The organism is Corynebacterium meitnerae (genome assembly GCF_027570075.1).
Classification (GTDB): domain Bacteria; phylum Actinomycetota; class Actinomycetes; order Mycobacteriales; family Mycobacteriaceae; genus Corynebacterium; species Corynebacterium meitnerae.
The window spans coordinates 1-12,572 of sequence record NZ_JAKMUS010000025.1; the positions used below are offsets into that span (position 1 = coordinate 1).

General features: G+C 61.9%; 12 protein-coding genes. 10 read left to right on the forward strand and 2 right to left on the reverse strand.

Annotated elements, in window-relative coordinates; genetic code table 11:
- The first annotated feature begins 103 nt into the window (after positions 1–103).
- Together L8U60_RS10485 and rfbB are read left to right on the forward strand one after the other, a co-directional pair.
- A complete protein-coding gene (locus L8U60_RS10485; RefSeq protein ID WP_269966320.1) occupies positions 104–1,345 on the forward strand; it encodes a polysaccharide biosynthesis protein in 1,242 nt (413 codons plus the stop codon).
- A gap of 10 nt (positions 1,346–1,355) precedes the next feature.
- On the forward strand, positions 1,356–2,342 hold the full coding sequence (gene rfbB / locus L8U60_RS10490; protein WP_269966321.1) for a dTDP-glucose 4,6-dehydratase: 987 nt from the start codon (positions 1,356–1,358) through the stop codon (positions 2,340–2,342).
- A 13-nt stretch (positions 2,343–2,355) separates the two neighbouring features.
- Here the strand turns inward: rfbB and L8U60_RS10495 are convergent, their stop codons facing one another.
- Together L8U60_RS10495 and prpD are read right to left on the reverse strand one after the other, a co-directional pair.
- On the reverse strand, positions 2,356–3,501 hold the full coding sequence (locus L8U60_RS10495; RefSeq protein ID WP_269966322.1) for a bifunctional 2-methylcitrate synthase/citrate synthase: 1,146 nt from the start codon (positions 3,499–3,501) through the stop codon (positions 2,356–2,358).
- Between the two features lie 19 nt (positions 3,502–3,520).
- Positions 3,521–5,032: a 2-methylcitrate dehydratase PrpD gene (gene prpD, locus L8U60_RS10500; protein WP_269966323.1), complete on the reverse strand. Its 1,512-nt coding sequence runs from the start codon at positions 5,030–5,032 to the stop codon at positions 3,521–3,523.
- 111 nt (positions 5,033–5,143) lie between these two features.
- Here prpD and L8U60_RS10505 point away from each other — a divergent pair, with 111 nt between their 5' ends.
- The 8 genes from L8U60_RS10505 to L8U60_RS10540 all read left to right on the forward strand — a co-directional run bounded on the left by L8U60_RS10505 (position 5,144) and on the right by L8U60_RS10540 (position 12,467).
- Positions 5,144–6,484: a sugar nucleotide-binding protein gene (locus L8U60_RS10505; protein WP_269966324.1), complete on the forward strand. Its 1,341-nt coding sequence runs from the start codon at positions 5,144–5,146 to the stop codon at positions 6,482–6,484.
- Between the two features lie 27 nt (positions 6,485–6,511).
- Positions 6,512–7,375 carry a glucose-1-phosphate thymidylyltransferase RfbA gene (gene rfbA / locus L8U60_RS10510; protein WP_269966325.1) on the forward strand — a complete coding sequence of 288 codons (864 nt, stop codon included), beginning with the start codon at positions 6,512–6,514 and terminating at the stop codon, positions 7,373–7,375.
- 14 nt (positions 7,376–7,389) lie between these two features.
- Positions 7,390–8,205: a glycosyltransferase gene (locus tag L8U60_RS10515; protein ID WP_269966326.1), complete on the forward strand. Its 816-nt coding sequence runs from the start codon at positions 7,390–7,392 to the stop codon at positions 8,203–8,205.
- A 10-nt stretch (positions 8,206–8,215) separates the two neighbouring features.
- Positions 8,216–8,920, forward strand: a complete 705-nt coding sequence (locus L8U60_RS10520) for a glycosyltransferase family 2 protein (RefSeq protein WP_269966327.1) — start codon at positions 8,216–8,218, stop codon at positions 8,918–8,920.
- Positions 8,917–9,285: a DUF2304 domain-containing protein gene (locus L8U60_RS10525; protein ID WP_269966328.1), complete on the forward strand. Its 369-nt coding sequence runs from the start codon at positions 8,917–8,919 to the stop codon at positions 9,283–9,285. Before L8U60_RS10520 ends, L8U60_RS10525 begins: the two co-directional genes overlap by 4 nt.
- Positions 9,282–10,148, forward strand: coding sequence for a DsbA family protein (locus tag L8U60_RS10530; protein WP_269966329.1), 867 nt, complete (start codon positions 9,282–9,284; stop codon positions 10,146–10,148). The genes L8U60_RS10525 and L8U60_RS10530 overlap by 4 nt, the downstream gene beginning before the upstream one ends.
- 100 nt (positions 10,149–10,248) lie before the next feature.
- Positions 10,249–11,925 carry an AMP-binding protein gene (locus L8U60_RS10535; RefSeq protein ID WP_269966330.1) on the forward strand — a complete coding sequence of 559 codons (1,677 nt, stop codon included), beginning with the start codon at positions 10,249–10,251 and terminating at the stop codon, positions 11,923–11,925.
- A gap of 86 nt (positions 11,926–12,011) precedes the next feature.
- A complete protein-coding gene (locus tag L8U60_RS10540; RefSeq protein WP_269966331.1) occupies positions 12,012–12,467 on the forward strand; it encodes a DUF4442 domain-containing protein in 456 nt (151 codons plus the stop codon).
- The last annotated feature ends 105 nt before the right edge of the window (positions 12,468–12,572 follow it).

Here is a 12,572-nt window from a genome sequence, read left to right on the forward strand (position 1 = left end):
CACCCCTAGCCCCTCCTCAACAAAAGCCCTTGACCTGCTTGTTTTTAAAACGCCCCCAGAGTCGGATGTTAAATCCTTCACCCGCTCCGTAGAATTTCCAGCGATGAAGTCCCTCTCTTTCGCGACGGTGTTCGCGGCGCTGTCCGGGTTCGTGGTCCTGTGGGTCGCGTCCTGGTCACTCGATGCCGAAACCCAGATGCGGCATTTCCAGGCGTACTGGAGTTTGTTCTTCGCCTCGGCTGGCTTTATCGACGGCATCACACAGGAAACCACGCGCGCGGTTGCTGCTGCTCGTGAGGAAGGCAAGAGAGGCAGCGCTAGTCCGTGGCGGTTGGCTGCGGTGGCAGCCGGAATCGTCGCGGTGCTCGCCCTCGTGGGTGGGGTTGTGTTCCTGGGATCGGTGGCACCGCTGAACCAGAACACAGCTATTGGCCTGTTGGTTTTTGGCCTGGTTAGTTATGTGTTCCAAGCTGTCCTATCGGGCATTTTGAGTGGTGCGCGGTTGTGGAACCAGTACGCGGCGCTCGTGGCTATTGATTCCGGGATCAGGCTAGTCCTCGCTGGCGTGGCGTGGTGGGCCGGCTGGGGCCTCACCGCTTTCTTGGGCATCACGGTCATTGGCGCGGCAACGTGGCTGCTCATCCTAGGGGTCTCACCTCAAGCGCGGGCGCAGATCAGGGTGGCACTGGACGTGGACGGCACGGAATTCCGGCGCAGGGTCATCGCCGCTGTGGTTGCTACCGGCGCTTCAGCCACGCTGATCACTGGCTTCCCCATGGCGGCTAATGCTGCTTTCCCCGCCGATCCCGGTACAGGTGCTGCGGTGGCCGCGATCAACCAGGCGGTGTTGCTCACACGCGCACCGGTGCTCGTACCACTGCAGCGGTTCCAGTCAGCGCTGGTCGTGCGGTTTGTGGAGCAGCGCGAGCGGATCTATACCTCCCTTGCTCGTCCGATCGCGGCTGTGTTGGGGGTGGGAGTTCTAGGTTTTGGTGCCGCCTGGTTGGTCGGACCAGCGATCCTTCGGGCGCTGTTCCCACCGGAGCTTTTCGTGGCGGGTGTGCCATTGGGTCTGCTCACGTTCGCCTCGGCAATCATGGGAGCACTGATCATTACTGGCACTGCGGTGCTGGCACTGGAACTGCACGATTGGTACGTGGCGGGATGGGTCGCGGGGTCGGTGGCTACGTTTGCGTTGCTGTTTGTCCTCCCCGCGGCAGCAGGAACTGGCGTGGCTGCCACAGCAATCATCGCGTTGGGTTTCGGGCCACTTGCCGGGGCACTCGTCCACCTCCTTGGGCTGGCACGCTCCCGGCCGCATCGAACCACGGGAAAGGCCAGCTAGCATGAGTGCCATGACTATGCTCGTCACCGGCGGCGCCGGTTTCATTGGTTCGAACTTTGTGCACATGGTGGCGCAGCGCTATCCGGATACCCGCCTCCTTGTTCTGGATGCGCTGACGTACGCCGGCAACGCCGACAACCTCAAGGGTGCAGGCAACCAGGTTGAACTAGTCAAGGGGTCTGTGGCGGACGCGGGACTCGTCGATAAGCTGTGCCAAGAGGCAGACACGATCGTGCACTTTGCGGCGGAGTCCCACAATGACAACTCTCTGCGCGACCCGTCGCCTTTTGTGGAGACGAACCTGGTGGGCACGTTCACGCTGCTGGAGGCCGTACGGCGGCATGACAAGCGCTTCCACCACATCTCCACCGACGAGGTTTTTGGGGACCTGGCCATCGATGATCCCGCGAAGTTCACCGAAACCACGGCATACAACCCGTCCTCGCCTTATTCGGCGACGAAGGCTGGGTCGGATCACCTGGTCAGGGCGTGGGTACGCAGCTTTGGAGTGCGCGCAACCATTTCGAATTGCTCCAATAATTACGGCCCCTACCAGCACATTGAGAAGTTCATCCCACGGCAGATCACTAATTTGCTCACCGGCCGCCCAGCCAAGTTGTACGGCACGGGCGAGCAGGTGCGTGATTGGATTCACGTGGATGACCACAACGATGCGGTGCTGGCCATCTTGGAGCGCGGCCGCATCGGCGAGACGTACAACATCGGCGCCGACGGGGAGCACTCAAACAAGGACGTCATCGAGCTCATCTGTGAGCTGATGGGTGGCACCTATGAGCACGTCGCGGACCGCCCGGGGCATGATCAGCGCTATGCCATGGATGCCACCAAGCTCACGGACGAGCTCGGCTGGAAGCCCCGCTACACGGATCTGCGCGAGGGGCTCGAGCAGACCATCACCTGGTACCGCGAGAACGAGGCGTGGTGGCGCGACGCAAAGGATGCTGTGGAGCAGGGCTACGCCGCGCACGGCCAATAGGCCTAGAAACCGCCTAGGCCAAATGCCTCTCATCCGGCCCGTTGTACGCGGCGAGCGGGCGGATGATGGTGTTGTTCTCAAACTGCTCGATGATGTGAGCGGTCCACCCGGTGATGCGTGCCATGACGAACAGCGGGGTGAAGAACTCGATGTCGAATCCGAGGATGTAGTACGCCGGCCCGGCTGGGAAGTCCAGGTTGGGCATGATGTTGATGGACGTGTTCTCGTACATGGTTTTGGCCATGATGTCGTACATCTCTACCCACTTGGAGGCGTTCTTCTCCGGGTGTTCGGAGGCGAGTTTCTTGAACGCGGCTTCCATGGTGGGCACGCGGGAGTCGCCCTTCTTGTACACGCGGTGGCCGAAGCCCATGACGAGCTCTTTGTTCTTGAGCTTGTTCAGGGTCCACTCTTCGGTCTTGGCAGGATCGTCGATTTCAACGAAGTTGTGCATGACAAACTCGTTGGCGCCACCATGCAGCGGACCTTTGAGGGCACCGATCGCACCGGTGACAGCAGACCAAGTGTCGGACTGGGTGGAGGTGATCACGCGCGCGGTGAAGGTGGACGCGTTGAAGGAGTGCTCCGCGTACAGGATCATGGATTTCTCAAAGGCTTCCACGTCAGAAGGGATGGTGGCGGGTGAGCCTTCACGATCGCCGAAGACCATCCAGAGGAAGTTCTCCGCATACCCGCGGTTCACGTCCGGTTCAATGTAGCCCTCGCCGCGGCGGCGGCGAATGTCCAGCGCAATGATGGTGGGCAGCTTGGTCAGCAGGGTCAGCGCGATGTCGCGGATGTGGTCAGAATTCGGGGTGAATTTCTCCGGATCGCGCGTACCCAAAAACGACACAGCGGTGCGCAGTACGTCCATCGGGTGGCAGTCCTTCGGCATTGCTTCGATGACGCCGATGAGCTCTTCATCAAGGCCGCGGCGCGCGCGGGCCACGCGGTAGAACTCATTGAGTTCGTCCTCGTTGGGCAGCTCACCGTTCCACAGGAGCATGGCTACTTCTTCGAAGCTGGCGCCCTCAGCAAGCTCGTGGACGGGGTAGCCGCGGTAGAGCAGCGAGTTAGTTTCGGGGTTGACCTTGGAAATCTGGGTGTAGTCAGCGACAACACCGTAGAGGCCTTTGCGGATGTCTGGTTGCTCGGTCATGTCAGGCTCCTTAGTCGGGTTAGAAGATGCCCTCAGGCGTTGCCGGGGCTGTGGCCAGTGCGTCCTGTGTGAGGCGCACGTTGAGCTCGCTCAAGTCAGTGAGGTTTTCCAGATTTTCAGCGGCCGCGAGGAAGCGGTCTTGCTCTTGCTTATCGACGAGCCCCTCCGCCAACGTCCTAAATTTCCGGATGTAATCCGGGCGAGTGAAGGGGCGGGCGCCGTCTGGGTGTGCGTCGGCAAGCGCGAGCTCGTCTTCGATGACCTCGCCGTCGGTGAAGGTGATCACGGCGCGGGCACCGAAGGCTTTTTCGGCGGGGTCAGTGGAGTGGTAACGGCGCGTCCACTCGGGGTCTTCGACGGTGGAGATCTTGTGCCAGAGTTCCACTGTCTCCGGGCGGCCAGCACGCTCTGGGGAGTAGCTGTCTACGTGGTGCCACGTGCCGTCTTCAAGCGCTACGGCGAAGATGTACATGATCGAATGGTCGAGCGTTTCACGCGATGCGGTGGGGTCCATCTTCTGCGGATCATTGGCGCCGGTACCGATCACGTAGTGAGTGTGGTGCGAGGTGTGCAGCACGATGGAGGCGATGTCCGTCGTAGACCGACCTGCGTCGATAAGCGTCTGGCGCATACGACGCGCCAGGTCGATCGGGGCCTGGGACTGGTACTCCGCGGAGTGCTCCTTGGTGTAGGTATCCAGGATCGCGCGCTTGGGCTCGCCCGGCGCGGGCAGCGGGACCGTGTAGGTGCGGTCCGGGCTGTGCAGCATCCACGCGATGACGCCATCCTCCCCTTCCCAGATGGGGGCGGGTGCGCCCTCGCCGCGCATGCAGCGATCGACAGCTTCGATGGCCATCTTCCCGGCAAACGCTGGCGCGTAGGCCTTCCACGAGGAGATGAGCCCCTTGCGGGACTGGCGGGTGGCCGTGGTGGTGTGCAGCGCCTGGCCGACGGACTGGTAGATCGTGTCCACATCCAGGTCCAGCATGGTGCCGATGCCGGCCGCCACACTCGGGCCGAGGTGCGCCACGTGGTCGATCTTGAACTCGTGCAGGCAGATGCCCTTGACCAGGTTCACCTGGATCTCGTATCCAGTGGCAATACCGCGGATGAGCGCCTTGCCATCCAAGCCCTTGTGCTGCGCGACAGCCAGCAGCGGCGGGATGTTGTCGCCCGGGTGGGAGTAATCCGCGGCGAGGAACGTGTCGTGGAAGTCCAGCTCACGCACCGCGGTGCCGTTGGCCAGAGCGGCCCATTCGGCGGAGAAGTGGCCATCGATACCAAAGACAGTGGCCCCCTGCTTCTCCACCGGGTGCGCCTGCGCCATCACGCGGGCGGAGGTCACTGGGCGGCGCACCACGGACGCTACGGCCACAGCCGCGTTGTCGATGATGCGGTTGATGATCATCTCGGTCGTCTCGGCGGGCACCTCCACAGGGTCGGCCGCTACCTGGGCGACCTTGTAGGCGAGGTGTTCTTCGTACGGAAAATCTTCTGCGGAACGGTGCGTGCGCACCTGGTGATTCAACATTGCGTGGCAAGCCTCCTGTGCTCTCCGGTGTGCAAGTGCTGGTTAGTATTGCAAAACTATCTATCCCGCGTGCGCGTTTCAGTAATTCTTCAGAGGATTAAGATGGCCTGCATGACTACACCGAGCACAGGCATCGACGGTCTTGTAGTACGAAATCTGCAGGTCCACGGCGATAACCGCGGCTGGTTCAAGGAGAACTGGGCGGGCGAACCACCCATGCGCGTGGAGCAGAACAATGTGAGCTTCAATGCCTCCCGTGGCGCCACGCGGGGCATGCACGCGGAGCCGTGGGATAAGTACGTGTCTGTGGCCACGGGTCGCGTGTTTGGTGCGTGGGTGGATCTGCGGGAAGGCTCCCCCACTTTCGGCGCGAAGTTCGGGTGCGAGATCGGGCCTGACACAGCGGTGTTTGTGCCGCGCGGTGTGGCCAACGGTTTCCAGGCGCTCGAGGACGGCACCACGTACATCTACCTGTGCAACGCGCGCTGGAGCCCCGATGCGCAGTACGCGTTTTGCTCCTACAAGGAGATCGAGTGGCCCCTCGAGCCCACGGAGGTGTCCGCGAAAGATGAGCAGCATCCGCCGCTTATCAGCGCCACGCCGGTTCCCCCACGCCGCACCCTCGTCACCGGCGCGAACGGCCAGCTAGGCAAGGCTTTGCGGGCGCTTCTGCCCGACGCGGACTTCTGCGCCCGCGAGGACTTTGACCTCACCGCCCCGGCGGAGGAGCTGCTGGCTGCGCGGGATTGGTCGCAGTACTCCACCATCATCAACGCGGCGGCGTTCAATGACGTGAATGGGGCCGAAACCACCGAGGGCCGGGCAGCCGCGTGGGCGGTCAACGCACTCGGCCCGGCGAAGCTGGCACAGATTGCCACCACGTATGACCTGAAGCTGGTGCACGTGTCCTCGGACTACGTGTTCGACGGGACCGTGGCCGAGCACACCGAGGAGGAAACGCCGAGCCCGCTGTCGGTGTACGGAGCGTCCAAAGCCGCGGGTGAGGCAGCGGCTGCCGCTTGCCCACGCCACTATGTCGTGCGCACCGCCTGGGTTTTCGGGGAAGGCTCTAATTTCATGGCCACGATGGCCCGCCTTGCATCCCAGGGCGCTACTGCCCAGGTGGTGTGCGATCAGCGTGGACGGCCGACGTGGGCAGAGGACCTGGCCAAGGGCATCGTCCACCTGCTGGATGTGGAGGCTGACTACGGGATCTACAACATCACCTCCGGCGGGGACCCGGCCACGCGCGATGAAATCGCCATGGCAGCCTTCGTCGCGGCTGGCTCCAACCCCACGGGAGTAACCCCAGTGACCACCGCCCAGTATCAAGAACTGCACGGGCCGGAAGCGGCCCGCCCAGCGGAATCAACGCTGACGCTGGACAAGATCGAAGCGACTGGGTTCACGCCGACGAACTGGCGCGTGGCGCTCGCCTTGTATGTGGGTTAGCCAGAACCTCTAGCTAGACTTCCAGGCATGAAGGGCATCATTCTCGCCGGCGGATCCGGCACGCGGCTCTACCCGATTACGAAGGGCATTTCGAAACAGCTCATGCCCATCTATGACAAGCCCATGATCTACTACCCGCTGTCCACGCTCATCAGCGCGGGTATCCGGGAGATCTTGATCATCACAACGCCCGAGGACCAGGACGCATTCAAGCGCTTGCTTGGCGACGGCTCCGCCTGGGGCCTCATGATCGACTACGCCGTGCAGCCCTCCCCCGACGGCCTCGCCCAGGCGTTCATCATCGGTGAGGATTTCATCGGGGATGATTCTGTTGCGCTAGTGCTCGGTGACAATATTTTTGAAGGCGCAGAACTCTCCCGTCTGATGGGCGAAGCATACGACCCTTCCGGCGGCGCAATCTTCGCCTATGAAGTCTCCGATCCGGAGCGCTACGGCGTGGTCAGCTTTGACGAGAACGGTACAGCCACCGCCATCGAAGAAAAGCCAGAAAACCCCCAGTCCAATTTCGCGGTTGTTGGCTTGTACTTCTACGACAATGACGTGGTGAACATCGCCTCTGAGATCACCCCCAGCGAGCGCGGCGAATTGGAAATCACCAGCGTGAATGACGCGTACTTGCAGCAGGGCAAGCTCAAGGTTCACCGCCTCCACCGCGGGGATGTGTGGCTGGATACCGGCACGATTGACTCGATGAGTGAGGCCAGCTCCTATGTCGAGGTGATCCAGAAACGCACCGGTACCGTCATCGGCTCACCTGAGGTAGCCGCGTACCGCCAGGGTTTTATCGACGCTGCTGCGCTGGAGAAACTCGCAGAACCCATGCTCAAATCCGGCTACGGCCAGTACCTGCTCGACGCAGCGCGGGATTGAGGAGCGCAGGCACCATGGCAGATCAGCCCTTAGAACCCGGCGCAGTCACCGTGCTCATGTCGGTGTACCGCAACACCACCGCGGACGAGCTCAAGCACGCTTTGGACAGCATCAACGCCCAGACGCGTCCGGCGGAGCGAGTGTTGGTGGTGAAGGATGGGCCGGTTGAGGGGGACGTCGAAAAGCTTTTGCGCGTTGTGGATACCGTGACGCTGGCGCAGAACAGTGGTTTGGGCATTGCTTTGCAAGAGGGCTTGAAGCATGTGACCACGGAGTTTGTGGCGCGGCTGGATTCTGATGATGCGGCTTTTCCGCAGCGGCTTGAGCAGCAGCTGGCCTTCATGGCTGACCACCCGGACGTGGCGGCCCTTGGCACGGCGGTGCAGGAATTCGACGGCGATACCCTCGGCGGCATCCGACGCCTGCCGGAAACTCATGATGGCATCGCGCGATATGTGAAGATCAACTCCCCCCTCAACCACCCATCCGTGCTCATGCGCACGGCTGATGTGCGCGCGGTGGGTGGCTATCAGCCGATGCACAACATGGAGGACTATGACCTCTGGGCGCGCCTCATCGCAGCGGGCAAGAAGCTACACAACCTGCACGAACCGTTGACCTACTTCCGGGTCAATGATGCGCAGCTGGCGCGTCGCACTACCAAGGAAACACGGCGTGCGGAATGGGAAATGCAACGTGCCCTGGTGCGCTACGGGCTGATCAGCTGGCCGCGCGCCGGCGTGAATTTTCTGGTGCGCAATCTCTACCGTGCACTTCCAGTGAGCACCATGCGGCGGGTGTACTCCCAGTTGTTCCACCGCGCGGACTAATCTGTGGTGCATGACCCAGCAGCACATTGATTTCGCCGACACCTGGCTGATCGTGCCGTGCTATAACGAAGGCGCCGTGATCGGCGAGGTGCTGCGCAATGCTCTGCAGACCTTTCCCAACATCGTCGCCGTCAATGATGGCTCACACGATGATTCCGCCACGCATATCCACGCCGCTGGCGCGCACCTGGTCAATCACCCGGTGAACCTCGGGCAGGGTGCCGCGATTCAAACGGGCGTGGAATACGCCCGGGCACAACCCGGCGCGAAGTACTTTGTCACCTTCGACGCGGATGGGCAGCACCAAGTCAAGGACGTGGTCCGCATGGTGGAGCGCCTGCGCACGGAGCCGGTGGACATGATCGTGGGTACACGCTTTGCCAAGGGCAAGGAGTCCGCGCAAGTGCCATGGATCAAGCGCGTGGTGTTACGCACCGTGGTCCTGCTCTCCCCGCGCACGCGGCGGCTCGGCCTGTCGGATGCGCACAACGGTTTGCGCGCGTTCAACAAGCGCGTGGCCAATGAGATGAATATTCGGATGAATGGCATGTCTCACGCCTCCGAGATCATCGGGATGATCGATAGCCACTCATGGCGCGTCACCGAAGAGCCCGTGGACATCCTGTACACCGAGTACTCCATGTCCAAGGGCCAATCCCTCATCAACGGCGTGAATATTCTTGCCGACGGCCTCGTGGCCAGGAGGTTGCCATGATTCAAATCCTTCTCATCCTCGCCGCACTCGCGTTGGCCATGTATTTTCTGGCAAACCGCAAGAAGGCGAATGCGAAAGCAGGCGTCAAACTTGGCTTTGTTCTCCTCGGCGTGGCCGCATTGTGGGCAATTTTCCGCCCTGATGATGTCACCGTCCTAGCCAATTGGCTCGGCGTGGACCGCGGCACGGACCTGATGTTGTACGTGCTCATCATCGCGTTCTTCTTCACCACCATGTCCACGTGGTTCCGCTTCCGCGAGCAAGAATTGCGGTACGCGCGCCTCGCACGAGCAGTAGCTCTCAGCAATGCGGTGCCACCGCAGACTGTCCGCGACACCACCCCCTCAACCCCGGAGACCCCATGACCAACAGCACTCCCAAGACCAAGATCCCGCTCTTGATGTGGGCGTTCACCATCGTGTTTGCACTGGCTTCCGCCGTGGGCGGTTACATCATCGGCGAGCGCGATGGGCAGCAGAACGCGCTGAACCAGATCCAGGCGCAGATGGGTGGTACCAAAGGCACTGAGGGCGATTCCGGCGCTGAAGGTGCTGGCTCTGCCGGCGAGATCCCCTCTGACGCCAAGCCGGGCACTGATTTCTCCCCAGCCAAGGCGGGGGCGGACGGCTTTTTCGATGCCACCATCCACGGCCCGGGCTCCCCCATCACGGCTGCGGATGAGCTTGGCAACTCCGCACGCCGCGACCCGAAGGACCCGATGGCAGTGGGTGCGCTGGACGCGCCGATCGTCATCGCTGAGTTCAGTGACTGGGATTGCCCGTTCTGCATCCGCCACGCCACCACCGTGGAGCCGGAACTGATGAAGGAGTACGTGGACGCCGGTTACGTCCGCATCGAGTGGAACGACATGGCCGTCCAAGGTCCTGCTTCCGTCGCTGCAGCCAAGGCTGGCCGTGCCGCTGCGGAGCAGGGCAAGTTCGCCGAGTACAAAGACGCCTACATGGCGGCTGCCGCGCAAAAGAGTGGTCACCCGGGCTTTGGTCTGGAGGACTTCATCAGCTTTGCCAAGAAGGCTGAGGTTCCCGATATTGATAAGTTCACGGCTGATGCCCAGAGCGACAAGTATGACGAGGCCATCGATGAGGCCCGGAATTACGCCCAGAGCTTGGGTGTGACGGGGACGCCGGGATTCATCGTCGGTAAGAAATTCCTCGGTGGGGCCATGCCGATTGAGAACTTCCGCTCCACCATCAACGAACAGCTCTAACTCAACAACTGCTGGAAAACTTCCCTCGGACGAAACGTTTTTATTGTAAAAACGACTGTAGTAACTGAACCCTCAGAACAGTTGGGAAGTGAATCCACGCATGTCTAACCAGGTCAGCTACAGTCCGCTCCAGCAGGTGCGGGCTTTCACCGAACTCGCCTCGCTCATTGTCCGCCGCGGCATCGTCAGCTTCGAAGGCGGCTTCGGCGTCTTCCTCCGCGGCTTCGGCGACCTCCCCCGCTGGGGCATCACCACCGCCCGCGAAGTCGAGCAAGGTGCGCGCTGCTGCCCGAACCGCAATGCGCTTATCGACGATGACGGGGTCCTCTCCTACCAACAACTCCGCGACGGCTCCCGCACCCTTGCCCAGTGGCTGCTCAAGTACAAGAAGGAAGCAGGCCTGGGCGAACTCCGCATCGCCATCATGGCCCGCAACGGCCGCCACTTCGTCATGCCATTGGCCGCGAAGAGCTACGCCGGTGGCGCAGTCTTCCTACTCAATATCGGTTCCTCCGCCGAGCAGATCCAGGGCTGCATCGAAGAAAACGGCATCAACATCATCTTCACCGACGATGAATTCGCCGACCGCATGCCAGAATCCGTCCGAAACGGGCAAGTCCCGCTCGTGTGGGCGCACCTGGGGGATATCACCGAAGCGGAGCGGGAAGAAGTGGTGGCGGGGGCGCCACACGTCGATAAGCTGATCACCCTTCAACATGACTTGCCGAAGCTGCCCTACCGCCCGAAACAAGGCGACATCGTGCTCATGTCGTCCGGCACGACTGGGGTGCCCAAGGGCATTCTGCGCGACGAACCGACGATTCCGTACGTGCTCACCGGGCTTTTGTCGGCGATTCCGTGGTACTCGAACCAAACGGTGCTGCAGTCCGCGTCCATGTTCCACACGTGGGGCTGGTCCACACTCAACGTGGCGCTCGGTTCGCGCTCGACCCTGGTGACGCAGCGCGTGTTCGACCCCGAGAAGTCGATGCAGCAGATCCAGGACTACAAGATCGACGGCCTGATCTCCTCCCCCATCTTCTACAAGCAAATGCTTGACCTGCCAGACAATGAGAAGTGGGACACTTCCACCCTGAAGTGGATCGCGTCTTCCGGCAACGCGCTGACCACGGACCTCGTTGGGCGCATGCACGAGCGCTTCGGCCCGATCCTGGCCAACATCTACGGCTCGACCGAACTGTCGCTGGCCACCGTCGCCACCGCGGAAGACATTGCCAAGCACCCCACCGCCGCCGGCCGCGTGGTGCCGGGCAGCGTGGTCAAGCTTTTCGACGACGCCGGAGGCGAAGTCCCCCAAGGCCAGCCCGGCCGCATCTTCCTCAACAACGAAACGGCCCTAAAGGGCTACTCCAACCCGGAGACCCCAATCGTCATGATCGACGGGCTGATCGAGATGGGCGACCGCGGCTACTTCGACGAAGACGGCCAACTCCACGTGCTGGGCCGCAACGACGACATGATCATCATCGGCGGCGAAAACGTCCACCCCCAGTCCGTCACCGAAACACTGGAACCCATGCCCGGCATTGCGGACGTGTACGCCGGTGGCGTCGACGATGAGGAGACGTTCAAACGCATCGCCGTCTGGGTGGTCCGCAGCAAGGACGAACACGGCCAGGCACTGACCGCCGACGCCATCCGTGATTGGGTGCGCGACAAACTCGCCCACCACTCCATCCCCCGCGACGTTCACTTCATCGACGAACTGCCCCGCAACCCAACGGGCAAAGTGATGGCCCGCTTCCTGCCGGTATAGTGTGACAAGTTCGCCGTTCGCCGTACTCTCCGGCCATGTCTGTCCTGCCGGGGCGGCGAACTTGTTCACGACACGAAGGAGCACCAGTGCCCCACTACACTGCACGCCAACTCAAAAACTTCATGAGCTTCTGGCCGCCCTTCCTGGGCGCTGGCGTGAAAGTCAAGGAGTTCGCCGATGACGGCACCAGGGTCGTTGTCACCCACAAACCCAACCTCCTGACCAAGAACGCCATGGGCGTGGCCTTCGGCGGCACCATGTCCGCCATGACGGACCCCTTCTTCATGCTCGCCTCCATGCACCGCCTGGGCAAGGAGTACCGGATCTGGGACACCGCCGGCGAGATCAAGTTTGTGAAGCCCGGCCGCGGCAGGATCACCGCTGACATGCGCATTCCGGAGGAAACCTACGCGCTCATCCAGGAGAAAACCGCGAACGGTGACAAGTACCTGCACTGGTTCGACGTGGACATCGTCGACGAGGACGGCGACGTCGTCGCACACGTGCGCCGCCAGGTGTACTACCGCCGCAAGCAGAAGTAGCTCGGTTTCCCGGGGCCCGCTGTGCACGATTTTCAAAAATCGTGCACAACCCCCATCAAAACCCCAGGACTGCCCAAAACTTTTGAAAGTTGAGGGCAAGTGGCC

Coding starts and splice junctions, on each gene's coding strand:
- L8U60_RS10530 (WP_269966329.1), top strand. CDS start 9,282: ATGACCAACAGCACTCCCAAGACCAAGATCCCGCTCTTGATGTGGGCG.
- L8U60_RS10520 (WP_269966327.1), top strand. CDS start 8,216: ATGACCCAGCAGCACATTGATTTCGCCGACACCTGGCTGATCGTGCCG.
- rfbA (WP_269966325.1), top strand. CDS start 6,512: ATGAAGGGCATCATTCTCGCCGGCGGATCCGGCACGCGGCTCTACCCG.
- L8U60_RS10485 (WP_269966320.1), top strand. CDS start 104: ATGAAGTCCCTCTCTTTCGCGACGGTGTTCGCGGCGCTGTCCGGGTTC.
- L8U60_RS10535 (WP_269966330.1), top strand. CDS start 10,249: ATGTCTAACCAGGTCAGCTACAGTCCGCTCCAGCAGGTGCGGGCTTTC.
- L8U60_RS10495 (WP_269966322.1), bottom strand. CDS start 3,501: ATGACCGAGCAACCAGACATCCGCAAAGGCCTCTACGGTGTTGTCGCT.
- prpD (WP_269966323.1), bottom strand. CDS start 5,032: ATGTTGAATCACCAGGTGCGCACGCACCGTTCCGCAGAAGATTTTCCG.
- L8U60_RS10505 (WP_269966324.1), top strand. CDS start 5,144: ATGACTACACCGAGCACAGGCATCGACGGTCTTGTAGTACGAAATCTG.
- L8U60_RS10515 (WP_269966326.1), top strand. CDS start 7,390: ATGGCAGATCAGCCCTTAGAACCCGGCGCAGTCACCGTGCTCATGTCG.
- rfbB (WP_269966321.1), top strand. CDS start 1,356: ATGACTATGCTCGTCACCGGCGGCGCCGGTTTCATTGGTTCGAACTTT.
- L8U60_RS10525 (WP_269966328.1), top strand. CDS start 8,917: ATGATTCAAATCCTTCTCATCCTCGCCGCACTCGCGTTGGCCATGTAT.